General features: G+C 67.3%; 20 protein-coding genes. 12 read left to right on the top strand and 8 right to left on the bottom strand.

What is annotated here, in order from left to right:
* Window positions 1–368: 368 nt before the first annotated feature.
* The 3 genes from putA (at window position 369) to ACW176_RS10010 (ending at window position 6,577) form a co-directional block, all read left to right on the top strand.
* A complete protein-coding gene (gene putA, locus ACW176_RS10020) occupies window positions 369–3,470 on the top strand; it encodes a bifunctional proline dehydrogenase/L-glutamate gamma-semialdehyde dehydrogenase PutA (protein ID WP_492109019.1) in 3,102 nt (1,033 codons plus the stop codon).
* Window positions 3,471–3,565: 95 nt separating this feature from the next.
* Window positions 3,566–4,885 (top strand): glycoside hydrolase 5 family protein, encoded by a 1,320-nt coding sequence (locus ACW176_RS10015; RefSeq protein WP_492109018.1) that lies wholly within the window; start codon window positions 3,566–3,568, stop codon window positions 4,883–4,885.
* 72 nt (window positions 4,886–4,957) lie between these two features.
* Window positions 4,958–6,577: a carboxylesterase/lipase family protein gene (locus ACW176_RS10010; protein WP_492111855.1), complete on the top strand. Its 1,620-nt coding sequence runs from the start codon at window positions 4,958–4,960 to the stop codon at window positions 6,575–6,577.
* Here ACW176_RS10010 and ACW176_RS10005 read toward each other — a convergent pair.
* Together ACW176_RS10005 and carA are read right to left on the bottom strand one after the other, a co-directional pair.
* On the bottom strand, window positions 6,574–6,981 hold the full coding sequence (locus ACW176_RS10005) for a globin family protein (RefSeq protein ID WP_492058132.1): 408 nt from the start codon (window positions 6,979–6,981) through the stop codon (window positions 6,574–6,576). The genes ACW176_RS10010 and ACW176_RS10005 overlap by 4 nt on opposite strands.
* A gap of 154 nt (window positions 6,982–7,135) precedes the next feature.
* On the bottom strand, window positions 7,136–8,320 hold the full coding sequence (gene carA, locus ACW176_RS10000; RefSeq protein ID WP_492111854.1) for a glutamine-hydrolyzing carbamoyl-phosphate synthase small subunit: 1,185 nt from the start codon (window positions 8,318–8,320) through the stop codon (window positions 7,136–7,138).
* A 299-nt stretch (window positions 8,321–8,619) separates the two neighbouring features.
* On the opposite strand from carA, the gene ACW176_RS09995 reads away from it, so the two are divergent.
* Complete coding sequence (locus ACW176_RS09995) at window positions 8,620–8,904, top strand: DUF1272 domain-containing protein (RefSeq protein ID WP_492111853.1); 285 nt, start codon at window positions 8,620–8,622, stop codon at window positions 8,902–8,904.
* A gap of 112 nt (window positions 8,905–9,016) precedes the next feature.
* Window positions 9,017–9,160: a hypothetical protein gene (locus ACW176_RS09990; RefSeq protein ID WP_419320215.1), complete on the top strand. Its 144-nt coding sequence runs from the start codon at window positions 9,017–9,019 to the stop codon at window positions 9,158–9,160.
* Window positions 9,161–9,165: 5 nt separating this feature from the next.
* Here the strand turns inward: ACW176_RS09990 and ACW176_RS09985 are convergent, their stop codons facing one another.
* Window positions 9,166–10,326: an alpha-hydroxy-acid oxidizing protein gene (locus tag ACW176_RS09985; RefSeq protein ID WP_492111852.1), complete on the bottom strand. Its 1,161-nt coding sequence runs from the start codon at window positions 10,324–10,326 to the stop codon at window positions 9,166–9,168.
* A gap of 131 nt (window positions 10,327–10,457) precedes the next feature.
* On the opposite strand from ACW176_RS09985, the gene ACW176_RS09980 reads away from it, so the two are divergent.
* A complete protein-coding gene (locus ACW176_RS09980) occupies window positions 10,458–11,174 on the top strand; it encodes an HAD family hydrolase (RefSeq protein ID WP_492111851.1) in 717 nt (238 codons plus the stop codon).
* On the opposite strand, the gene ACW176_RS09975 is transcribed toward ACW176_RS09980, so the two are convergent.
* Window positions 11,131–12,237 carry an acyltransferase family protein gene (locus tag ACW176_RS09975; RefSeq protein ID WP_492111850.1) on the bottom strand — a complete coding sequence of 369 codons (1,107 nt, stop codon included), beginning with the start codon at window positions 12,235–12,237 and terminating at the stop codon, window positions 11,131–11,133. The genes ACW176_RS09980 and ACW176_RS09975 overlap by 44 nt on opposite strands.
* A 105-nt stretch (window positions 12,238–12,342) precedes the next feature.
* Here ACW176_RS09975 and ACW176_RS09970 point away from each other — a divergent pair, with 105 nt between their 5' ends.
* The 3 genes from ACW176_RS09970 (at window position 12,343) to ACW176_RS09960 (ending at window position 14,072) form a co-directional block, all read left to right on the top strand.
* Window positions 12,343–12,732 (top strand): group III truncated hemoglobin, encoded by a 390-nt coding sequence (locus ACW176_RS09970; RefSeq protein ID WP_492058138.1) that lies wholly within the window; start codon window positions 12,343–12,345, stop codon window positions 12,730–12,732.
* Window positions 12,729–13,442 (top strand): 2OG-Fe dioxygenase family protein, encoded by a 714-nt coding sequence (locus tag ACW176_RS09965; RefSeq protein WP_492111849.1) that lies wholly within the window; start codon window positions 12,729–12,731, stop codon window positions 13,440–13,442. The genes ACW176_RS09970 and ACW176_RS09965 overlap by 4 nt, the downstream gene beginning before the upstream one ends.
* Before the next feature lie 237 nt (window positions 13,443–13,679).
* The gene (locus ACW176_RS09960; protein WP_492111848.1) at window positions 13,680–14,072 is read left to right on the top strand and encodes a hypothetical protein; all 393 of its coding nucleotides are present in this window, start codon (window positions 13,680–13,682) and stop codon (window positions 14,070–14,072) included.
* On the opposite strand, the gene ACW176_RS09955 is transcribed toward ACW176_RS09960, so the two are convergent.
* Window positions 14,041–14,961, bottom strand: a complete 921-nt coding sequence (locus ACW176_RS09955) for a LysR family transcriptional regulator (protein ID WP_492111847.1) — start codon at window positions 14,959–14,961, stop codon at window positions 14,041–14,043. The genes ACW176_RS09960 and ACW176_RS09955 overlap by 32 nt on opposite strands.
* An 86-nt stretch (window positions 14,962–15,047) precedes the next feature.
* Between ACW176_RS09955 and ACW176_RS09950 the strand changes: the two genes are divergently transcribed.
* Together ACW176_RS09950 and dnaG are read left to right on the top strand one after the other, a co-directional pair.
* Window positions 15,048–16,028, top strand: coding sequence for an NAD(P)-dependent alcohol dehydrogenase (locus tag ACW176_RS09950; RefSeq protein ID WP_492111846.1), 981 nt, complete (start codon window positions 15,048–15,050; stop codon window positions 16,026–16,028).
* 71 nt (window positions 16,029–16,099) lie between these two features.
* Complete coding sequence (dnaG, locus tag ACW176_RS09945; protein ID WP_492111845.1) at window positions 16,100–18,010, top strand: DNA primase; 1,911 nt, start codon at window positions 16,100–16,102, stop codon at window positions 18,008–18,010.
* Here the strand turns inward: dnaG and ACW176_RS09940 are convergent.
* Complete coding sequence (locus ACW176_RS09940; protein ID WP_492111844.1) at window positions 18,007–18,288, bottom strand: BrnA antitoxin family protein; 282 nt, start codon at window positions 18,286–18,288, stop codon at window positions 18,007–18,009. The genes dnaG and ACW176_RS09940 overlap by 4 nt on opposite strands.
* Entirely contained in the window at window positions 18,248–18,520 is a 273-nt protein-coding gene (locus ACW176_RS09935) for a BrnT family toxin (RefSeq protein WP_492058142.1), read from the bottom strand. Before ACW176_RS09935 ends, ACW176_RS09940 begins: the two co-directional genes overlap by 41 nt.
* 535 nt (window positions 18,521–19,055) lie before the next feature.
* Between ACW176_RS09935 and rpoD the strand changes: the two genes are divergently transcribed.
* Window positions 19,056–21,011 (top strand): RNA polymerase sigma factor RpoD, encoded by a 1,956-nt coding sequence (gene rpoD, locus ACW176_RS09930; protein ID WP_492058143.1) that lies wholly within the window; start codon window positions 19,056–19,058, stop codon window positions 21,009–21,011.
* A 70-nt stretch (window positions 21,012–21,081) separates the two neighbouring features.
* Here the strand turns inward: rpoD and ACW176_RS09925 are convergent, their stop codons facing one another.
* The gene (locus ACW176_RS09925) at window positions 21,082–22,485 is read right to left on the bottom strand and encodes a T6SS phospholipase effector Tle1-like catalytic domain-containing protein (protein WP_492111843.1); all 1,404 of its coding nucleotides are present in this window, start codon (window positions 22,483–22,485) and stop codon (window positions 21,082–21,084) included.
* Window positions 22,486–22,630: the final 145 nt, after the last annotated feature.

Below are 22,630 nucleotides of genomic sequence, written 5' to 3'. Positions count from 1 at the left end.
GCGGCTATACCACACAGCGTCCTAGCCGGTTCCGCCCCGCCGTTTCTCCAGACGGCGCCCGGAATCCCCGAAGACCCTGTCCCCGCCTGGTTGGGGACACCAGCGGCGCCTTTCCCCCAGGGCGCCGCCGAGAGCGGAAGGGACGCGCGTCTCCCCCCTAGTCGCGTCCCTTCCCACCTCTCTCTTTCAAGGTCATTCTGCCGCCAGGTCCTGCGTCGCTACGCCGCCCGGCAGAGCCGTCTGGAGAAAAAGCGCCAAATGGGACCATTGCGCTGAAGTTTCTACGGTCTGATTTCGCGACAAACGAAGCACATTCGCATCAGGCCTCCATATACCGTTGATCATCATTCCACCCCAAGGGTAAGCGCATGACCGACTGGGACAGCCTCGACAACGGCAAGTATCGCGACGAAGCCGCCGTGATCAGCGATCTTCTGGCCGCCGGGGCGATGACCTCCGAAGACCGCGCCGCCGTCCGCGCCGAGGCCGAGGCCCTGGTGCGCGGCGCCCGCCGCAGCGTTCGCAAACAGGGCGTGGTCGAGAGTTTCCTGCAGGAGTTCAGCCTGGGCACCCGCGAGGGTCTGGCCCTGATGTGCCTGGCCGAGGCCCTGCTGCGCACCCCCGACGACGACACCCGCGACAAGCTGATCGCCGAAAAGATCGGCTCGGCCGACTGGGCCAGCCACCTGGGGGGCAGCGACAGCCTGTTCGTCAACGCCTCGACCTGGGGCCTGATGCTGACCGGCAAGATCGTCGAGCCCGACGACCAGGCCCAGAAGGACCTGCCCGGCTTCATCAAGAAGATCGCCGGCCGCCTGGGCGAGCCCGTCATCCGCGCCGCCGTCGGCCAGGCCATCCGCATCATGGGCGAGCAGTTCGTGCTGGGCCGCACCATCGAGGCCGCCATCAAGCGCGCTGCGCAGGACAACGACATCTGCAGCTTCGACATGCTGGGCGAAGGCGCCCGCACCGCCGCCGATGCCGAGCGTTATGAAAAGTCCTATGCCGACGCCATCCTGACGGTCGGCAAGCTGTCGAACGGCGCAAATTCTGTGGGGGGCCCAGAGGCCGGCCATGGCGTGTCGGTCAAGCTGTCGGCCCTGACCCCGCGCTATGAAGCAACGCAGGAAGCCCGCGTCTGGGACGAACTCTATCCCCGCGTCCTGCGCCTGGCCCTGATCGCCGCCAGATACGACATCAACTTCACCATCGACGCCGAGGAAGCCGACCGTCTGGCGCTTTCCCTGAAGCTGCTAGACCGCCTGTGCCGCGAGCCGGAACTGGGCCAGTGGACCGGCCTTGGTCTGGCCGTCCAGGCCTACCAGAAGCGCTGCCCCGAGGTGATCGCCCGTCTGTCCGCCCTGTCGCAGGAGACCGGCCGTCGCCTGATGGTGCGCCTGGTCAAGGGCGCCTACTGGGACAGCGAGATCAAGCGCGCCCAGGTCGCCGGCCGTCCGGACTATCCGGTCTATTCGACCAAGCCGGCCACGGATCTCTCCTACCTGGTCTGCGCCAAGGCCCTGATCGCCGCCGCCCCGCACCTCTACGCCCAGTTCGCCACCCACAACGCCCATACCCTCGCGGCCGTGGTGCGGATGTCCAAGAACGCCGGCGTCAAGATCGAACACCAGCGCCTGCACGGCATGGGCGAGGCGCTCTACAAGGCCGCAGACGACCTCTATGACGGCATCACCCTGCGGGCCTACGCCCCGGTGGGCGGCCACGAGGACCTCCTGCCCTATCTGGTTCGCCGCCTGCTGGAAAATGGCGCCAATACCAGCTTCGTCCACGCCCTGCTCGACGAGCGGGTGCCAGTGGAAAAGGTGGTCGTCGACCCGATCGACGCCGTCGAGGCCCACCCAGACCGCCACGCCAAGATCCCGACCCCGATCGAAGTCTATGGCGATCGCCGCCGCAACAGCGCCGGCGTCGATCTTTCCATCAGGGCCGACCGCGAGCGTCTGACCGCCGCCGTGACGGCGCTGGACGCCCTGACCCTGTCAGCGGGCCCGCTGATCGGCGGCCGGATGACGGCCGGCGCCGCGCCGCAGCCGGTGGTCAGCCCTTCCGATGACGGCCGGGTCGTGGGGGTGGTCTCCGAGGCCCAGCTGCCGCAGATCGACCAGGCCTTCAGTCTGGCGCGCGCCGCCCAGCCGGCGTGGGATCGTTCGGGCGGAGCCGCCCGCGCCAAGGTCCTGCGGGCCATGGGCGACGCCCTGGAAGCCAATATCGACCGCCTGATCGCCATCCTGTCGCGCGAAGCCGGCAAGACGCTGTCGGACGGCATCGCCGAGGTGCGCGAGGCCGTCGACTTCTGCCGCTACTATGCGGTGCTGGCCGAGGATCAATTCGGCGAGGGCGAACTGCTGAAAGGCCCGGTCGGCGAGACCAATGTCCTGCGCCTGGCCGGTCGCGGCGTCTTTGTCTGCATCAGCCCGTGGAACTTCCCGCTGGCCATCTTCACCGGCCAGATCGCCGCGGCGCTCGCCGCCGGCAACTCCGTGCTGGCCAAGCCCGCCGAGCAGACCCCTCTGATCGCCATGGAGGCCGTGAAGCTCTATCACGCCGCAGGCCTGGACCCCCGCCTGCTGGCCCTGCTGCCCGGACGCGGCGAGACTGTCGGCGCCGCGCTGACCGCCCACGATGAGCTGGACGGCGTAGCCTTCACCGGCGGCACCGATACCGCCTGGCGCATCAACCAGACGCTCGCCCAAAGGCAGGGGCCGATCGTCCCGTTCATCGCCGAGACCGGCGGCCTGAACGGCATGTTCGTCGACACCACCGCCCAGCGCGAACAGGTGATTGACGACGTCATCGTCTCGGCCTTCGGCAGCGCCGGCCAGCGTTGCTCGGCCCTTCGTCTGCTGTTCCTGCCCCACGACACCGCCGACCACATCATCGACGGCCTGAAGGGCGCGATGGACGCCCTGGTGCTGGGCGATCCGGCCCTGGCCGTCACCGATGTCGGCCCGGTGATCGACGCCGAAGCCCAGGACGCGCTGGAAAGGCACAGGGTCCGCCTCAAGCGCGAGGCCAAGATCCTGCACGTCCTGCCGGCCCCCGCCACCGGCGCCTTCTTCGCGCCTGTTCTGGCCGAGATCCCCGCCGCCGACTTCCTGGAGCGCGAGGTGTTCGGCCCCATCCTGCACGTGGTGCGCTACGCCCCCGAAGACCTGGAACAGGTCGCCGGCGCGCTGGCGGCCCGCCGCTATGGCCTGACCCTGGGCATCCACTCGCGGATCGAGAGCTTCGCGGCCGACGTCCAGCGCCTGGTCCCGGCCGGCAACACCTATGTGAACCGCTCGATGACCGGCGCCGTCGTTGGCGTCCAGCCGTTCGGCGGCGAAGGCCTGTCAGGCACCGGCCCCAAGGCCGGCGGCCCGCACGCCCTGCTGCGTTACGCGGTCGAGCGAGCGATCAGCGTCAACATCACGGCGCAGGGCGGTGATCCCGCCTTGCTGAATCTGTAGTCGTGCGACGACCGCCACCAGGCGGTTGTTAGCGGTATCGAGACACGGCATGGTCTCCGGCACGCGCCCTCAGAGCGCGTTCCGGAGGCCGCTCTATGACCCTTTCCCGCCGCGCCCTGCTGGCCGCCCTCACCGCCGCGCCCGTCTTAAGCGCCGCCACCGCCAAGCCGAAAGGCTTCGTCGACGTCGCCGACGGCAAACTGGTTCTGGACGGCAAGCCCTATCGCTTCGTCGGGAGCAATCTCTGGTACGGCGCGTGGCTGGGCTCCCCCGCCGCCTATGGGGATCGCGCGCGCCTCGGACGTGAGCTGGACAAGCTCAAGAGCCTGGGCGTGACCAACTTACGGGTGCTGGGCTCGGGAGAGCGCTCGCCGGCCAAGGTGGCGATGGACCCCACCTTCCGCGGCCCCGGCGAGGACTACAGCGCCGACCTGCTGACCGGCCTCGATGTCCTGCTGGCGCAGATGGCCAAGCGCGACATGAAGGCGGTGATCTATCTCAACAACTTCTGGGACTGGTCAGGCGGCATGCCGGCCTATCTGAACTGGACCGGGAATGGGACCTGGTTCCAGCAGGGCGACCCGGCCCATCCCTGGCCGGAATATCCCGACTATTCGGCCCGCTTCTATGGCGACGCCAAGGCCAATGCCCTGTTCCGACACTACATCAAGGCCGTGGTCGGCCGCACCAGCACCGTCACCGGCAAGCCCTATCGCGACGACCCGACGATCATGGCCTGGCAACTGGCCAACGAGCCTCGGCCCGGCGGCACGGAAGCGTTAGGGGTCAAGACCCTGCCGACCTATTACCGCTGGATCGACGAGACGGCGGCCTACATCAAGACCATCGATCCCAAGCACCTGGTCTCGACCGGCAGCGAAGGCGCCATGGGCTGTTTGGAGCGCGAGTCCTGCGTGGTCGCGGCGCACAAGCCGGCCGCCATCGACTACATGACCCTGCACGTCTGGCCCAACAACTGGAGCTGGATAGACTTCAAGAACCAGCCCGGGACCTACGAGGCCGGCGAGGCCAGGTGCCGCGAGTACGTCACCCGCCACATCGCCCTGGCCAAGGGCCTGAACAAGCCGCTGGTCATCGAGGAGTTTGGCCTGATCCGCGACGACCGCGTCTTCAAGCCCGGCGCGCCGGCGACGTACAAGGATCGCTTCTACCAGACGATCTTCGACCTGACCCTGGCCGACATGAAGGCCGGCGGCCCGGTGGCCGGAACCAACTTCTGGGCCTGGAACGGCGAGGGCCGCGCCCAGCAGCCCGACGCCTGGTTCAAGCGCGGCGACACCCACTTCGTCGGCGATCCGCCGCAGGAGGAACAAGGCCTGTTCGGAGTGTTCGACGCCGACATTTCGACCCTGGCGGTGATCAAGGCTCACGCCAGCGCGATCGCTCGCCTGTAAATCCTGTCCACCGGTGTCATGGGCTGTGATACCTCTGCCTTCAAGCTCGCCAGAAGCCGCCGGAGGATACCCATGGACACCCGCCACACCCTCGACCGGCGCGACCTGCTGATCGCCGCCGGCGCGGCGGCTCTGGCCCCGTCGGCTGGCTTCGCGGCCGGCGCGGCGCGCTCACCGGTCGTGGCGACTGCGGCGGGCAAGGTGCGCGGGGCAAGCGGCGACGGGGTCCATGTCTTCAAGGGCCTGCGCTACGGGGCGGACACCGGCGGTGCGCGGCGGTTCATGCCGCCGGTCAAGCCGCTGCCCTGGACCGGCGTCCAGGACGCCCTGACCTATGGCGCGGCCTCGATGCAGACCGGCAAGGGCGAGGACGGCGAGGCGCTGTCGGAAGACTGCCTGTTCCTGAATATCTGGACGCCCGCCAAGGCTGAAAAACGCGGCCTCGCCGACGGCGGCAAGCGGCCGGTGATGGTCTATATCCATGGCGGCGCCTATAACGGCGGCTCGGGCGGCAGCCCGCTGTATGACGGGACCAGACTGGCCAAGCGCGGCGACGTGGTGGTGGTCACCGTCAATCACCGGCTCAACGCCTTTGGCTATCTGTATCTGCCGCGCATCTTCAATGACCCCAGCGTCGCCGACAGCGGCAATGTCGGTCAGATGGACCTCGTGCTGGCCCTGCAATGGGTGCGCGACAACATCGCGGCGTTCGGCGGCGATCCGGGCAATGTCACGGTGTTTGGACAATCCGGCGGCGGGGCCAAGATCGCCACCCTGATGGCCATGCCGGCGGCCAGGGGCCTGTTCCACCGCGCCGCCACCATGAGCGGCCAGCAGGTCACGGTGGGCGGTCCGTTCAACGCCACAAAGCGGGCGCAGCTGTTCCTCGACAAGCTGGGGATCCGCGAGCTGGCCCAACTGCGCGCCCTCCCCGCCGACCAGATGCTGAACGGCCTGAAGGCGGTTGACCCCGTGGCGGGCTCGGGCGGTGTCTATATGGGTCCGGTGCTGGACGAGCGCTCCCTGACCCGCCACCCGTTCTTCCCCGACGCCGCGCCCCAGAGTCTGGACGTGCCGATGATGTGCGGCAACACCCACGACGAGACGCGCGGCTTCGTCGGCTATGACAAGACGATGCTGGACATGACCTGGGACGACGTGGTCGCCCGCCTGCCCGGCCAGTTCAACGCCCGCATCGACATCGACCCGGCCACGGTGGTGGCGGCCTATCGCAGGATCTATCCGGACTATTCACCGTCGGACGTGTTCTTCGCCGCCGGCACCGCGGGACGCTCATGGAAGGCGGCGATCATCCAGGCCGAGGAGCGGGCCCGCGCGGGCGCGCCGGCCTATGTCTATCAGGTGGACTGGCGCTCGCCGCGCGATGGCGGCGTCTGGGGCGCGCCCCACACCCTCGACATCGCCCTGGTGTTCGGCACGCTGACGGCTAAGGGCTCGCTGGCCGACGGCGGCGCGGGCTCCATCGCCATGTCCAGCCAGATGAGCGACGCCTTCATCGCCTTTGCCCGCACCGGCAATCCCAACTGCGCGGCGATACCGGCCTGGGAGCCCTACACCCTGCACAGACGCCAGACGATGGTGTTCGATACACCCTCGAAGATGACCGACGATCCGCGCGGGGCGGAACGGGAGCTGTTCAACAAGGTCCCGTTCACCCAGTTCGGAACCTAGGCTGCGACCTCTTCGTCTTCGTCCTCATCTTCCTCGTCGGGATCGATCGCCAGGGCGGCGTCGCGCAGCGACTCGGCCTGATCGGCGATCTCGGCGATGAGGTCATCATCGACGCCTAGGGCTTCGAGAGCGGCGGCCAGATGCCCGATGACCAGGTCCAGTTCGTCGTCGCCCAGACCCAGTTCGCTCAGCCAGGCCAGAGCGGGTTCAACATCGTCGCGGCCGTCGGCGCGGCCGGCGTCCATCGACACCGCCAGGAAGGCGCGCCCGCCCGCCGTGATCACCGGGCCAAACACGTCGGCCAGCCGGTCGTCGGCCTGGGCGCGCTGGAAGAAGTCGTCGAGCGCGGCCTGGGCGATCGTCTCGCCGCCGATGCGCTCATAGGGGGTCAGGTTGCTGGTCATGACGTGTCCTCGCCGGAGCCATAAGAGAAACCAAAGCGAACTGGGAACACGACGACGCTAACACGCGCCCAAGCCGGGAGCGTGATGGGCGCATGACAGTGCGGAAGTGATTTTGTGACGCCGCCCCCGCCCGTTCGGCGGGGGCGAGCGCGCCCTATTTCGCCGCGGCCATCAGGCCGGCGAAGCGCTCGAACAGATAGAGCGAATCCGTCGGACCGGGGGAGGCTTCCGGGTGATGCTGGACGCTGAACACCGGCTTGCCCGTCAGCTGGATGCCGGCATTGGTGCCGTCGAACAACGACACGTGGGTCTCGGTGACGCCCGCCGGCAGGCTGGCGCTGTCGACCGTGAAGCCGTGGTTCATCGAGACGATCTCGACCTTGTCGGTGGTCAGGTCCTTGACCGGATGGTTGGCCCCGTGGTGGCCCTGCTCCATCTTCACCGTCTTGGCGCCAAGGGCCAGGGCCAGCATCTGATGGCCCAGGCAGATGCCGAAGACCGGCTTGCCGCTGGCGACCAGCTTCTGGATCTCGGGCACCGCATACTGGCCCGTCGCGGCGGGGTCGCCGGGGCCGTTGGACAGCAGCACGCCGTCGGGATTGCGGGCCAGGATATCCTCGGCCGACGTATTGGCCGGCACCACCGTGGCGCGGGCGCCGACATGGGCCAGAGCCCGCAGGATGTTGCGCTTGACGCCGTAGTCGAGAACCACGACCTCGTACTTGGGTGCGTCCAGCTTGGCGTAGCCTTCCGGCCACGACCACAGGCCCTCGTCCCAGGTGAAGGTCTGGGAGGTCGAGGCGTCCTTGGCCAGGTCCAGGCCTTCGAGGCCCGACCATTCTCGGGCCTTGGCGACCAGGGCGGGCAGGTCGAACAGGCCGTCCGGATTGTGCGCAATGACGCCGTGCGGCATGCCGGTTTCGCGGATCTTGCGGGTCAGGGCGCGGGTGTCGACGCCGGCCAAGCCGACCATGCCGCGACGCTTCATCCATCCGTCAAAATCGCTGCTCGAGCGCCAGTTGGCTTGCACCGTTGGCACCTCGCGGAAGATCGCGCCCCGCGCGGCCGTTTCCGACGCGCCGGACATCTGCTCGACGTCCTCGACATTGGTCCCGACATTGCCGACGTGCGGGAAGGTGAAGGCGACGATCTGGGCCATGTAGGACGGGTCGGTCAGGATCTCCTGATAACCGGTCATGGCGGTGTTGAAGCACACCTCGCCGACCGCGTCGCCGATCGCGCCGCAGCCCACGCCTTGCAGGATCGTGCCGTCGGCCAGGGCCAGGACACCGGTAACGCCCTTGAGCAGAACTGGAGGGGAGAGAAGGTCTTGGGACATCTCGGAAGCGCCTCCTAAAAACGCGTGGCTATTGTCGCAAACTGGCGGGCCGGGCGTAACCCCGCGCCACCGGTAAAGCGGGCGATCTCTTTGCAAGACGGCGGTCGGGCTTTTGGCCCGACCGCCGCGCAAACGGCGGCGTGTCTAGGGGGTGCAAGGAGGGGGGTCAACCCCTCTGATCACGGGGGTCCGGGCCCGCCGCCACATTCCCGTGATATGCGAAGGAGCCCCCTCGTCGGAACAAGCCTCAACCCCTTATGGTGCAAGGCTCACCACATTGACGTCAGGGAGAACGGCCCGTGCTGGAACTGCGCCCCAATTGTGAGTGCTGCGACCGCGACCTGCCGCCTTCCAGCGAGGAGGCGCGGATCTGCACCTTCGAGTGCACCTTTTGCGCCGACTGCGCCGACACGCGATTCTTCGGGACCTGCCCCAATTGCGGCGGCGACCTGGTGGCCCGACCGATCCGGCCTGATGACAAGCTGCATCGCTTCCCAGCCTCGCTGCGCAGAGTGGTCAAGGCCCACGCAGCCTGCGCCAGCCAGCGCTCGCCCGAGCCGGGACCGTCCTGGGCGGCGCCCTGAAACCGCGAGCCAGGCCCACCCATGGACAAGTTGTCGCGGCCTGGCATCCTTTCAAGATTATGCGGCGTTAACGCCTTGGGGCTCATGAATAGAGCTTCCAAGGAGCAGACCGATGACGACCCTCAGCGCCGCCCGCCTCATCACCACGGAAGGCTCGACGACCAGCCTGCTGAGCCTGGGTGAAACAGCGCTGCGCCTGATGCTTGTCGCCGCCCTGCCGATCAGCGCCACGATCTTTTTCATCCAGTCGTTCTAGGCCTTCTAGCTCCTGACCAGGCCCGCCGCGCGCAGGTCGGCCAGGGTCGGATAGCCGTCGACAGCCATCAGAAGATCGGCCTCCGCCAGAATGCTGCGCAGGACGTGGACGACGCCCGCCACGCCTTCCAGCGCCAAGCCATAGGCATAGGGCCGACCCACGCCCACCGCCGCCGCGCCCAAGGCCAGGGCCTTGACCACGTCGCTGCCCGACCGCACCCCGGAATCGAACATCACCGGCGTCGAACCCGCGGCGTCGACCACGCCCTTGAGCATGTCGATCGCCGCCAGCCCGCCATTGGCCTGCCTGCCGCCGTGGTTTGAGCAATAGAGCCCGTCCACCCCGCCATCGATGGCTCGCCGCGCATCATCCGGATGGCAGATGCCCTTGAGGATCAGCGGCAGCTTGGTCATCGACCGCAGCCACGGCAGGTCGGCCCAAGTCAGGTTCTTGCCGAAGGTGCGGCCCCACTGGGCCACGGCGGCCTGGGGATCCTCCTCCGGCGGCTTGGCCAGCAGGGCGCGGAAGGCCGGGTCGGACATATAGTTGGCCAGGGCGTGGCCGCGCAGCTGCGGGAAATTGGCCTCGTTCAGATCACGCGGCCGCCAGCCGGTCACCCAGGTGTCCAGGGTCACGACAATGGCCTTGAAGCCCGAGGCCTCGGCCCGGCGCACCAGGCTTTCGGCCACGTCCTTGTCCCTGGGCGTATAGAGCTGGAAGAAGCCCGGCGTGTCGCCCAGAGCGGCGGCGACCTGCTCCATAGGATCGTTCATCAGGGTCGAGGCCACCATCGGCACGCCGGTCGCGGCGGACGCCTTGGCGGTGGCGATATCGCCATGGCCGTCCTGGGCGCACAGGCCGATCACCCCGATGGGGGCCATGAAGATCGGGCTGGGCAGCTTGATCCCGAACAGGTCGATGGACAGGTCGCGGGTGGTGCAGTCGACCATCATCCGCGGGATCAGGCCCCAGCGCTTGAAGGCCTCGGCGTTGTGGTCCTGGGTGAACTCGTCGCCGCAGCCGCCCTGGACATAGGACAGGGTCGAGGGCGGCAGGGCCGCGCGGGCCCGGGCCTCGAGGGTCTTGAAGTCCACCGGCAGGGTCGGCTTCACGCCGCGCATCAGGCCGCCGAAATAGATCTCGTTCTGATAGTCGCCGAACGCCATGGTCGCCTCCCCGGCTTATGATCTTTGCGACCAACCTGAACAGCGATCAGGCCGGATGCAAGGGCGGTGATCGGCGGGCCTGCCGCCGCAAGCGTCTTGACGCTCGCCGGCGATCCGGCGACGGGAAGAACATGCAAGCGCCCCCTACCGCCATCACCACCGTCGGCGTCGACGCCGATGACACCCTCTGGCACTGCGAGAGCCTGTTTCGCCTGACCCATCAGCGGTTCGTCGACCTGCTGTCCGAGCATGGCGACCAGGCGCATATCGAGGCCCAGCTGGCGGCGACCGAGAAGCGCAACCTGCGGCTCTATGGCTACGGGGCCAAGGGTTTCACCCTGTCGATGATCGAGACGGCCATGGAGCTGACCCATGGCGAGGTCTCGACCCGGGTGATCCGCGAGATCCTGGCCGCCGGCCGCGAGATGCTGACCGAGCCGGTCGAGCCCCTGCCCGGCGTCGAGCACGCCCTGGCCCGGCTGTCGGAGCGCTATCGCCTGATCCTGATCACCAAGGGCGACCTGCTGCACCAGGAACAGAAGCTGGCCTCATCGGGGCTGGGCGACCTGTTCGCGGCCGTCGAGATCGTCTCGGAAAAGGACGCGGACACCTATCGCCGGGTGTTCGACCGTCATGGCACCGGCGCCCATAAGGCGGTAATGGCCGGCAACTCGATGCGCTCGGACATCCTGCCCGCGCTGGAGGCCGGGTCCTGGGGCGCGCTGATCCCCTATCCGCTGGTCTGGGCGCATGAAGCGGCCCAGGCGCCGGCCGATCACCCGCGCTATGCCGAGCTGGACGCGATCAGTGCGCTTCCGGATTGGATCGATCAGATTTCCGCCAGCTGAGCCCCGCGATCCAGTCACGCGCCGGGCGCTCGAACAGGATCAGCGACAGATAGGCCAGCGGGAACAGGGCCACGATCCAGAACAAAACCCACAGCCGCATCAGGTCGCCGTTCAGGTTCCACATCCCAAGCCCCACCCAGGCCAGGCCCATCTTCAAGGCGATGGGGTGCAGCATATAGAGGGTGAAGCTGAGCTGGGCCCAGGGCGCCAGACGGCGGGTCACAGGTCCCACCGGTCCGGCGGCGTCAGCGGCGATCCCGGCCAGGCCGACGGCGTACATGACCAGCAGCAGCACATCGCGCGGAACCTTCAGCGGCGAGGCGATCAGGAAGGCGGCCAGCAGGCCCCACATCACAAGGTTCGGATAGGGCAGTTTGGCCAGCAGCGGGCGGATCTGGAAGCCCAGCATGCCGATCAGGAAGCCGGGCACGGCGCGCAGCACGCCAAAATCCCAGGTCCACTGGTGGAACGGTCGGTCGCCATGCGGCGTCTGCAGCAGGATCACGAGGCTCAGGATCGCCAGCCCGCCGGTCACCCAGCGGCCCCGGGCGGTGATCCAGAACAGCAGCGGCAGGGCGATATACATCCCCATCTCGGCGCTGATCGCCCAACTGACGAAGTTCCAGGTCTGGGATTTGCAAACGCCCCAGGCGTGGATGAACAGGATGTTGGGCACGATGCAGGCGGCGTCATAGCGCCGGGGATCGCGGTCCTGGATCCAGCCCGCCGCGCCGGCGGCGGCCACGGCGATGAACACCAGCATGGTGGCCCAGTGCAGCGGCCCCAGCCGCGCCACCCGCTTCTTCAGAAAGTCGCCGTACTTGCCCAGGGTGGTCAGGCGGCCGGTATAGATGGCCGCCATCACATAGCCGCTGATCACGAAGAACAGGTCGACGATCAGGCTGAAGGTCTTGATCGTGTCGTCGGCCAGTTGCCAGTGACCGTCCAGATTGATGAAGCGGTTGAAGTGGAACACCACGATCATCACCGCCCCGACGATGCGCAGGGCGTCCAGGTGCAGCATCTGGTCGGAATCGGGCTTCAGGGGCGGCAGCTTGATCATGGGCGAGACGTGCGCCGGAGCGCCGAAACGGTCAAGCTGGGGAACATACCCAATTTGATTCACCGCATGGTTTGGCTTGCGGGCAACCCACACCATGTAACGGCCATGACTCTGCAGCCCGCGCCCTTCACCGACGCCGAGATCGACGCCCTGGTCGAGACCTTCTACGCCAAGGTCCAGCAGCACCACCGCCTGGGCCCGATCTTCCAGAAGGCCGTTGGCGATGACGGCTGGCCCGAGCATCTGGCGACGCTGAAGCGGTTCTGGGCCGGGGTGCTGCGCGGCGACGGCGGCTACAAGGGCTCGCCCATGGCTGTGCACCAGCGGGTCGAGGGCCTGACCGAAGGCCTGTTCACCCCGTGGCTGGGCCTGTTTCACCTGACCTGCGCCGAGCTGTTCGACGCGCCGCGCGCGGCCCTGGTCGGCGCCAAGGCCGAACGCATCGCCCACACCCTGAAGCGCGGCCTGTCGTTCCGGCCGGGGGCGGCGGCTTGAGCGCCGAAACCCTGCGCCAGGCCCTGACCGCTCAGGGCTATGCGCGTTCACCCGCCGAAGAGACCCGCGCCCTGCTGGGGCCCGCCGCCCGGACCGACTGGGCCGGCTTCGCCGACAGCTGGAACGATCTGGGCCTGGACGGCTTCATGGCCGACGGCGGACGCTACCGGAAACGCCGCTTCGCCGCCTTCGCCGCGACGCCTGAAAGCGTGGTCCGCAAGCCGCATCAGCCGCACTATCAGAGCCGCGACTACAACGCCCTGAACGGCGGGGTGCAGCGCTGGTTCGAGCCGGTGACCGACGCCATCGCCGACCATCCGGTCACCCGCGCGGTGATCTCGCAGGGGCTTGCGATCTTCCATCCGATCACGCCGCAGCCGCCCGCGTCCTGGCATGTGGAACTGCACCAGTTTCGCATCGAGGCCCGGGCCGGCGAGGCTGGCCTGCCCACGCCCGAGGGCGCGCATCGCGACGGGGTGGACTGGGTGATCGTCATGCTGGTCGACCGCGTCAATGTGCTGAGCGGCGTCACCAACATCTATGCGCCTGGCGGCAAGTCCCTGGGCAGTTTCACCCTGACCGTCCCGGCCGACATGGTGCTGCTGGACGACCTTCGGGTGCTGCACGGCGTCACCCCGATCCGCCCTGAGGACCCCGCCTGCCCCGCCCTGCGCGACGTGCTGGTGATGACCTTCCGGCAGGAGATCTAGCTACAAGGGCGTCTGGAACCCCGTCGTCCCTGTTTTTCTGGCTTCGGCGGCGTGGCGGCCTTCCGGCGCCCAGGGGTCTGCCGCACCGGCCTGGATCGGGCTTCTCAGGCGAGATTGCTTCCCGCAGCTTGTGAATTCGGATCCAATAGCGCTCCAACCGCGTGGTACGGAGCATTCTGGCGCACCTGCTGATGGCACGTCAGGGGCGAGCTGGAAACTGCAGGAGCGCGGGCCGAAATGAAGTGGACCGGATTAGCCTTCGCCATTGTCATGAGCATTGCAATCCTGTTCCAGGTTGCGCTCATCCTGGGCGCGCCCTGGGGTCATCTGACACTCGGCGGACAGTGGTCGGGCGCTCTTCCGCTGAAGATCCGGTTCATCCCCGTCGTCTCGATCATCCTGCTGCTGGCCATGGTCCGGATCGGCCTGGGCGCCAGCGGCCTGCGGACCCAATGGGGTCCCCGATGGCTCATCTGGCCGGTCTGCGCCTATATGGCGGTCGGGATCGCCGTCCATATCGTCACCCCCTCGGCGGCCGAGCGGATGTTGTGGCTGCCGATCCTGATCCTCCTGTTCGGCCTGGCCCTGCGGATCGCGATCAGCCCGCCTCCGATCCCCCGCGCGCCCTGAGTTCCGCCGCCAGCAGATCGAAGACGATCCGGAACCGGCGGCTCTTGTTGAGCTCGCGGTGCGCCACCAGCCAGATGGGGAACATCAGCGGTTCCAGGTCTGGCAGGGCCCGGGCCACCCTGGGCTCGGCGTCGCCGATCGAGCCGTCGAGGATGCCGATCCCTACGCCCTGCTTCACCAGTTCCCACATGACCAGATAGCTCTCGGTCAGGACCGGGAAGTTGCGCTCGGTCAGGGGCAGGCCCATGGCGACCAGGCCCTTCAGGAACATTCCCGAGCCGTCGATGCTGATGAAGTCGGCGTCGCGTAGGTCATAGGGCAGGCGCGGCGTGCCCAGGCGCTCGAGATAGGCCGGGGAGGCGTAGAGCCGGGCAGGCACGTCGCGGATCTTGGTGGCCACCAGGTCCGGCTCGACCGGGCGGAAATTACGGATGGCAATATCGGCCTCTCGCCGCCGCAGGTCGCTGGCGCGGCTGGAGACCACGATCTCGACCTCGATCCCCGGATGGCTCTGTCGCAGCTTGGCTAGAAAGCCCGGCAGGATGAAGGCCGCATGGACCTCGCTGGCCGCCAGGACGACCTTGCCCTGCACCGACTGGGACTGCCCCGCCGCCGCCAGCGATACCCGGCCGGCCGCCTCGCCCATGTCCCGGACATGATCCAGCAACTCAAGGCCGCTCGGCGTCAGGGTCAGGCCGCGTCCGACCCGCTCGAACAGGACAACGCCGAGTTCCTCCTGCAGGGCCTCGACCTGTCGCCCCAGGGTCGGCTGGGCCATGCCCAGGGCCCGCGCCGCCGCAGACAGCGAGCCCTCCTCGGCGGTGATTAGAAAGGCCCGCGCCCGGTTCCAGTCGAATTTTACAGCCCGCCAATCCATGCGAAAATGCATAGCAATTCCGTCAGAAACCACAATACCCATGCAGAATCATAGAGCCTAAAACCTGCTGGCACCCCCGACCGACAGGACCTGCCCGCATGAAAGCCGCCCTCTGCCGCACCTATGGACCGCCCGGCGTGGTCCGCCTTGGAGAGGCGCCGATGCCGACACCCCGCGACAACGAGGTCCTGGTCCGCATCCGGGCGACGACGGTCAGCTCGGCCGACTGGCGAGCCCGCAGCCTGACCATGCCGCCGGGGTTCGGGCCCCTGGCGCGTCCGGCCTTCGGCCTGATCGCGCCGCGCAACCCGATCCTGGGCACGGAGCTGGCCGGCGAGGTGGTGGCCACGGGCAAGGCGGTGACGCGGTTCAAGGCCGGCGAACCGGTCTTTGCCTTCACCGGAGCCCGCTTCGGCTGCCACGCCGAATACCGGGTGCTGGGCGAGCACGACCTGATCAGCCACAAGCCCGCCAACCTCAGCTTCGAGACCGCCGCCGCCCTCTGCTTCGGCGGTACAACCGCCCTGGCCTTCCTGCGCGACAAGGGGGCGCTGCAGCGAGGCGAGCGGGTTCTGATCGTCGGCGCGTCCGGCTGCGTGGGCTCAGCCGCAGTCCAGCTGGCCCGTTATTTCGGAGCCCGGATCACGGCCGTCTGCAGCGCCGCCAATGAGAGTCTGGTCCGCAGCCTTGGGGCCCAGGCCGTGATCGACTATCGGACCCGGGATTTCGCCGCCTCGGACCGCACCTATGACCTCATTCTCGACACGACCGGCACAGCGCCCTTCGCCCGCTGCAGCCATCTGCTGCGGCCCGGCGGCCGGTTGCTGGTCGTTCAGGGCAGCCTGGGTCAGACCCTGGGGCTGGGGGGGCCGCCGCGCTCCAGCGGCATCCGCCAGGTCGGCGGGGTTGCCAAGGTCACACTGCGGGACCTGGAGTTTCTGGCCCATCTGGCCGAGGCCGGGGAATTCCAGCCCGTCATCGACCGGGTCTATCCGCTGGAAAATGCCGCCGAGGCCCATGCCTGTGTCGAACAGGGCCACAAGCGCGGCAGCGTGGCCCTCACCGTCGGCCAGGGCTGAACGGTCGGCGCCCGCCGATGATCGCTTGATGCGCCGCAGCCGGCCATGGCCTATGCTAGACGACACCCGCCATGCGCTTCGACGACCGCTTTCTTGAAGAACTGAAGTCCCGCCTTCGCCCTTCCGACGTGATCGGGAAATCGGTGAAGCTGCGGCGGCAGGGGCGCGAATATGCGGGGCTGTCGCCCTTCACCAAGGAGAAGAGCCCGTCGTTCTTCGTCAATGACGACAAGGGCTTCTATCACTGCTTCTCCAGCGGCAAGCACGGCGACATCATCAGCTACCTGCAGGAAACCGAGCGGCTGACCTTCACCGAGGCGGTCGAGCGGCTGGCCTCGGAAGCGGGCATGGTGCTGCCCGAGCCCGATGTCCGCGCCGCCCAGGAAGACAAGAAGCGCCAGGGCCTGGGCGACTGGATGGAGCTGGCCGCCGCCTGGTTCGAGAGCGAGCTGCGCCGCCCGGTGGGCCAGGCCGCCCGCGCCTATCTGGAACGTCGCGGCCTGCCCGAGAGCGAGTGGAGCCGCTTCCACATCGGCTTTGCGCCCAACAACCGCACGGGGCTGAAGGACTATCTGATCGCCAAGGGCGCCCAGCCGGGCGATCTGGTCGAGGCCGGGGTACTGATCGCCCCGGAAGACGGCGGCGCGCCCTATGACCGGTTCCGCGACCGGATCATCTTTCCGATCACCGACACGCGCGGCAAGGTCGTCTCGTTCGGCGGCCGGGCCATGGATCCCGCCGCGCGGGCCAAATATCTGAACGGCCCCGAGACCAGCCTCTTCCACAAGGGCCGGCTGCTGTACGGCCTGTATGAAGCCCGCAAGATCCTGCACGCGGCCCAGGCCGCCGCCCCCACCGAGACCAATCCGCTGGTGGTGGTGGAAGGCTATATGGACGTCATCGCCTGCCACCGGGCCGGCGTCGCGGCCGTGGCGGCCATGGGCACGGCCATGACCGAGGAGCAGATGGAGGTGCTGTGGCGCCTGCATCCCGAGCCCACCCTGTGCTTCGACGGCGACAAGGCCGGCCAGCGCGCCGCCAGCCGGGCCATGGACCGCGCCCTGCCCCTGCTGAAGCCCGGGCGCTCGTTCCGCTTCTCGCTGGTGACCGGCGGCAAGGACCCCGACGACGTACTACGCGAACAGGGCCCGGCGGCGCTCAAGGCCCAGGTCTCCAACACCACGCCCTTTGTCGAGCAGTTGTTCACCCGCGAACGGGATCTGGAGCCGCTGGACACCCCCGAGCGCAAGGCGGGCCTGAAACAGCGTCTGCGCGCCGCCGCCGCCAGCATCGCCGACAAAGACCTGGCCCAGGCCTATAAGGACGACCTGCTGGGCAGGCTGGACGCCCTGTTCCCACGCACGACCTTCACGCCCAATGACGGCGGCGGCTATGGCGGGGCCTATGGCGGTGGGCGGCCGTTCACCCCACGCAGCCAATGGAAGAACGGCAAGCGCGAGCCGCCAGACCCCGGCATTCGCGGCATCGCCCGCGCCTTGATCGGCGAGCGCATCAATCCCTTCCACGCCGCCATCGCCGTGGCGGCCATCGACCACCCCGGCTGGGCCCGCCCCTATGACGAGGCCATCGAGCGGGTGGGCTTTGGCGATCCGCGCCTGCGGCCGCTGGCGCTGGAGCTGTTCGAGGCCCTGGTCGACGACATGCACGACGACGCCCCGTTCCGCGAGATCCTGGCCCGCAGGGGCTTTGCGCCGCAGATCGCCGAGCTTGAGCGCGTCGCCCAGGCCCTGGCCGGCGCGCCGTTCCTGGACCCGAACATGGAGCAGCATCGCGCCCGGGCCCTGTGGTCGGCGTGCTACGAGGCGGTGATCGAAGTCGCCAATTCCGAACAGGCTCTGGAATCCCTGCGCCACGAACCCGTCACCGCCGGCAGCCTGACCGCCACCCGCGACCTGCGCACCCGCATCGGCGTGCTCCAGCGCCAGATCAGCAATCTGGAGTTCTGGCGGGGGGAGAGTTAGGCCTCCACGGCCTTCTTCAGAATGTCGTTGATCCTGCCCTGCCATCCCGGCCCGCCGGCGCGCAGCCGATCGATAACGTCCTGGTCGAGGCGCAGGGTGATCTGCTTCTTGGGTTGGTCGAGTTTGGGACGCCCCCGCTTGGTCAGCGTGCCGCTCGCCGGACGCACAAGTTGCTCGCCGTTGCGAACCTCAGCACGCTCGAAGACGTCAGCCGTCCATTCCGGAGCGTCGTCATGGTCAACCCACGGCGTCTTGATAGGCTTTTCGTTCCCGGCCATTACACTCTCTCATCGAAATAATCCGCCGCGCAGAGCCTCGTGGCGTCCAGACCACCATGACGATCTTGGGCCCGAGACACCCGATGGTCTGGTAGCGAGCCTCTCCATAATCGACCCGATCATCTTCCACGCTGACGGTCGGGCCTTCGAAGACTTGGCCCGCATGTGCGAAGTCGAGCGCTCGATGCTCAAGCGTCAGCCATCGCTTGTCTGGATCGTAATCGATTTCCATAATATGTAGCTACAATAATTAGTTGCCGTCAAGACCTGCGCGACTATAGGGTGCCTTTGCAATTTTTCTTCCCTAGATTGCATGACTAGAAAAATAGGCCGGCTGTTGCGGCAATCCGTTGACCGCAGAGCTGCCACGCCCCCTTGACTCCGCCCCTCCGCGCCGCCATTTGCCGACTCAAGGATTTGCCAAGCAGCTGATTGACATCGAGCGGGCCGCCGTCGCATCGCGCGCGCCCTTACCGAAACAGGATGTCACCCTCGCCGCCGACGCTGGATCCCAAGTGGTCGCGGATCGTCAAGATCGTACGCACAAGGCCGCGCTGACACGCCCGTGTCTCCGCCGAGAGGTTTCTCGCGGAGCGCTCTTCCGTGGCGAACGTTCAGCGCTGACCCAATGCGGCGCTTTGACGCCAAGATTTTTTTGGGAAACCACCGAAGGACGGCGCGGCTCCAGGCGGGCGGGACCTTTTCGGATCTAGAATTTTTTCGGCGCGCGTCTCGCGGGGGATGCCGCGCCGACTTCGGAGACCTTGATGAGCAACAATTCCTCGGCCGATACGGAAGCGCCTGAGTCCACCGGCAGCGACGGTCCGCTCCTCGACCTGACCGACGCCGGCGTCAAGAAGTTCATCAAGCAGGCGAAAGCCCGCGGCTTCGTGACGATGGAAGAGCTGAACAAGGTGCTGCCTTCGGAAGAAGTCAGCCCCGACGCCATCGAAGACACGCTGGCCATGCTCAGCGAGATGGGCGTCAATGTCGTCGAGGCCGAAGAAGACGCCGAGACCAACGAGGGCGGCGAAGTCGTCGCCCGCGAAGACAACCAGCAGGTCATCACCTCCGACAAGCCGTCGGCCTATGACCGCACCGACGACCCCGTGCGCATGTATCTGCGCGAAATGGGCTCGGTGGAGCTGCTGTCGCGCGAGGGCGAAATCGCCATCGCCAAGCGGATCGAAGCCGGTCGCGACACCATGATCCGGGGTCTGTGCGAAAGCGCCCTGACCTTCGAAGCCATCATGGTCTGGCGCGAGGAACTGGGCACGGGCCGCATCCTGCTGCGTGAAGTGATCGACCTTGAAGGCACCTACGCCGCCATCAACGGCGTCGCCGCCCAGCCCGCGACCGACGACACCGAAGCCGAACCCGCCGAGCCCGTCGATGACGAAGCCGCGCCCAAGCCGGAAGCCGAAGGCGACGACGAGGACGATTTCGACGACGGCGCCGGCCCCACCGTCAGCGCCATGGAAGGCGAACTGCGCGAAGGCGTGATGGCCATCCTGGACGCCATCGCCAGCGAGTTCGAAACCTTCCGCAAGCTGCAGGACAAGCTGGTCGGCAGCCGCCTGAAGGGCGAGGACCTCAGCAACAACGACCGCAAGGCTTATGAGGCCCTGTCGCAGACCATCATTCTGCACCTGAAGACGCTGAAGCTGAACAACAACCGCATCGAGGCCCTGGTCGAGCAGCTTTACGCGATCAACAAGCGCCTGATCGGCCTGGAAGGCCGCCTGCTGCGCCTGGCCGACAGCTATGGCATCAGCCGCAGCGAATTCCTGAAGGCCTATTTCGGCTCCGAGCTGAACCCGACCTGGAGCGACCAGGTCAAGACCATGGGCGTGCGCTGGACCAAGTTCGTCGAGAACGACCAGACCTCGGTCGTCGACATCCGCAGCGAGATCGCGGCGCTCGCCACCGAGACCGGCGTGCCGATCGACGACTATCGCCGCATCGTCCAGACCGTGCAGAAGGGCGAGCGCGAAGCCCGTCAGGCCAAGAAGGAAATGGTCGAGGCCAATCTGCGCCTCGTGATCTCCATCGCCAAGAAGTACACCAACCGCGGCCTGCAGTTCCTGGACCTGATCCAGGAAGGCAATATCGGCCTGATGAAAGCCGTCGATAAGTTCGAATATCGCCGCGGCTACAAGTTCTCGACCTACGCCACCTGGTGGATCCGTCAGGCCATCACCCGTTCGATCGCCGACCAGGCGCGGACCATCCGCATCCCGGTGCACATGATCGAGACGATCAACAAGATCGTCCGCACCAGCCGCCAGATGCTGCACGAGATCGGCCGCGAGCCGACCCCGGAAGAGCTGGCCGAAAAGCTGGCCATGCCGCTGGAAAAGGTCCGCAAGGTCCTGAAGATCGCCAAGGAGCCCATCTCCCTCGAAACGCCGATCGGCGACGAGGAAGACAGCCACCTGGGCGACTTCATCGAAGACAAGAACGCCATCCTGCCCATCGACGCGGCCATTCAGTCCAACCTGCGGGAAACCACCACCCGCGTGCTGGCCTCGCTGACCCCGCGCGAGGAACGCGTGCTGCGCATGCGTTTCGGCATCGGCATGAACACCGACCACACCCTGGAAGAAGTCGGCCAGCAGTTCTCGGTCACCCGCGAACGCATCCGTCAGATCGAGGCCAAGGCGCTGCGCAAGCTCAAGCACCCGTCGCGGTCGCGCAAGCTGCGGAGCTTCCTGGACAGCTAAGGCTGGGTCCAGGAACCAGAAACAAGGGCGCCCCGGTCGAAAGGCCGGGGCGTTTTCTTGTTTTGCGCCCTCAGGCCATGGGCAGGTTGGCCGGATAGGTCGGCGGTGGCGGAAGTCGCGGCCTTGGGCCAGGCTGCCCCGCCATCAGGCGGGCGTTGGCGGGGATTTCTTCCGGGGCGCGGCAATAGCGCTCGTAGGCGGTGTCGCCCAGTTCGCGGATATGCTTCGGCCCGCTGCGATTGCTGTAGCCGCCGAGATTGCCCAGCAGGTTCTTCTTGCGGCGTTCCGGCCAGTCGACCAGCGGATTGACGCTGGTCCGGGCGTCTTCCAGCTGGCCACCCGTCCAGTTGAACTCCAGGCCCGCCCAGGCTGCGCCCTCGGCGATCCAGCGCAGGGTGTGGCTGGAGAGGCCCAGCACGGGATTGCCGCCCCCGACGGCCCCGTGATCGCCGGGGAACCAGCGCTGCTGGTAGGGCCGGAAGCGATACGGAACATAGGCTGGGCCGGGCGTCAGAGGCTGGTCAGGTTCAAGGTTCTGCGCCACATCGCCCACCGAAAAGCCTCGCGCCGTCGCCCATTCCTGGTTCAGCACGTCGATGTTGGAGACCGGGGTCGATGAGAACACCTTGCGATTCTCGTCGATCGACACGGCGTGCCTCAGGCTGGAAATCAGCGATGAGGCCTCGGTGTCGTGAAAGCGGTATTTCGAATTGGCCGCATCGGCGAACAGGCCCAGGCGCTCGGGCAGCCCCATGGACGCCACGGTGTCCCACAGGCCCACATACATCAGTCGATAGGTGTGCAGCGTCCGGTCCGCGCCGTTTGGCCCCGCGCTCCTGGCGGTGATCTGCAGTTTTCGGGTCTGGACTGTGTCGCGGTGCTGGAACAGCTCTTCCAGGGTGGAGGTCGCCACCGGCGAGGCTGGCGGCGCCTTGGCCGCCGCCAGCGCCTGCAGCGCGGCGGGGTCCAGATATTGGGCATAGTCTTCCTCGCCGGAGACCACGTCGTGACCGTAGCGGGCGCGGAACTGCACCGTGGCCGGACTGCGGCGGCTCTGGGTGCTGTCGGCGTAGAGCTCGAAGGCTTGTGGGCAGACATCAAAACATTCGCGCTTGAGAATGCCGATCTTGCGGATCAGGCCGCACGTGCTTCGGGCGGTAAACGCGCCGCGGCTGAAGCCGAAGATATAGATATCGTCACCGGGCTCGTAGTTCAGAACCAGGAAGCGATAGGCCGCCTCCACCTTGCGATCCAGGCCCTTGCCAAGCGCGCCGCCGAGCGTCTTGGTGGCGAAATCGGCGACCTTGCCGACGCCGGCCGAGACACCAACGCCTTCGTCGTAGAACACAACCTGTCGAACGCCGGTGGCGCTTTCAGGCAGCACCGCCTGCGCCAGGCGCGAGACATTGGTGCGGTTCTTCATTCTCAGATCGTTCCAGGTGCCATCCAGGAACAGAGCCAGCTTCTTAGCCATCGTCATCTCCCCCGAGCCAATGCCATCCACGGTAGCATAACATTGTTATGCTCGCGATGGAGTCTCCGGGAGCCAGAGAGACGCTAGCGCGCTGAGGGCGACAGGCTGGAGAGCGGTGAACCCGCTCCCCGGGCAAACTTGGGGG

The sequence above is a fragment of the Caulobacter sp. FV1ye13L genome (assembly GCF_058681155.1).
The sequence above is the reverse complement of the archived record's forward strand: the minus strand, read 5'-3'. Positions and strand labels throughout refer to the sequence as shown.

Excerpts from the sequence above, each read along its gene's own strand:
- putA (WP_492109019.1), top strand. The coding sequence starts at position 369 with ATGACCGACTGGGACAGCCTCGACAACGGCAAGTATCGCGACGAAGCC.
- ACW176_RS10015 (WP_492109018.1), top strand. The coding sequence starts at position 3,566 with ATGACCCTTTCCCGCCGCGCCCTGCTGGCCGCCCTCACCGCCGCGCCC.
- ACW176_RS10010 (WP_492111855.1), top strand. The coding sequence starts at position 4,958 with ATGGACACCCGCCACACCCTCGACCGGCGCGACCTGCTGATCGCCGCC.
- ACW176_RS10005 (WP_492058132.1), bottom strand. The coding sequence starts at position 6,981 with ATGACCAGCAACCTGACCCCCTATGAGCGCATCGGCGGCGAGACGATC.
- carA (WP_492111854.1), bottom strand. The coding sequence starts at position 8,320 with ATGTCCCAAGACCTTCTCTCCCCTCCAGTTCTGCTCAAGGGCGTTACC.
- ACW176_RS09990 (WP_419320215.1), top strand. The coding sequence starts at position 9,017 with ATGACGACCCTCAGCGCCGCCCGCCTCATCACCACGGAAGGCTCGACG.
- ACW176_RS09985 (WP_492111852.1), bottom strand. The coding sequence starts at position 10,326 with ATGGCGTTCGGCGACTATCAGAACGAGATCTATTTCGGCGGCCTGATG.
- ACW176_RS09980 (WP_492111851.1), top strand. The coding sequence starts at position 10,458 with ATGCAAGCGCCCCCTACCGCCATCACCACCGTCGGCGTCGACGCCGAT.
- ACW176_RS09975 (WP_492111850.1), bottom strand. The coding sequence starts at position 12,237 with ATGATCAAGCTGCCGCCCCTGAAGCCCGATTCCGACCAGATGCTGCAC.
- ACW176_RS09970 (WP_492058138.1), top strand. The coding sequence starts at position 12,343 with ATGACTCTGCAGCCCGCGCCCTTCACCGACGCCGAGATCGACGCCCTG.
- ACW176_RS09960 (WP_492111848.1), top strand. The coding sequence starts at position 13,680 with ATGAAGTGGACCGGATTAGCCTTCGCCATTGTCATGAGCATTGCAATC.
- ACW176_RS09955 (WP_492111847.1), bottom strand. The coding sequence starts at position 14,961 with ATGCATTTTCGCATGGATTGGCGGGCTGTAAAATTCGACTGGAACCGG.
- ACW176_RS09950 (WP_492111846.1), top strand. The coding sequence starts at position 15,048 with ATGAAAGCCGCCCTCTGCCGCACCTATGGACCGCCCGGCGTGGTCCGC.
- dnaG (WP_492111845.1), top strand. The coding sequence starts at position 16,100 with ATGCGCTTCGACGACCGCTTTCTTGAAGAACTGAAGTCCCGCCTTCGC.
- ACW176_RS09940 (WP_492111844.1), bottom strand. The coding sequence starts at position 18,288 with ATGGCCGGGAACGAAAAGCCTATCAAGACGCCGTGGGTTGACCATGAC.
- ACW176_RS09935 (WP_492058142.1), bottom strand. The coding sequence starts at position 18,520 with ATGGAAATCGATTACGATCCAGACAAGCGATGGCTGACGCTTGAGCAT.
- rpoD (WP_492058143.1), top strand. The coding sequence starts at position 19,056 with ATGAGCAACAATTCCTCGGCCGATACGGAAGCGCCTGAGTCCACCGGC.
- ACW176_RS09925 (WP_492111843.1), bottom strand. The coding sequence starts at position 22,485 with ATGGCTAAGAAGCTGGCTCTGTTCCTGGATGGCACCTGGAACGATCTG.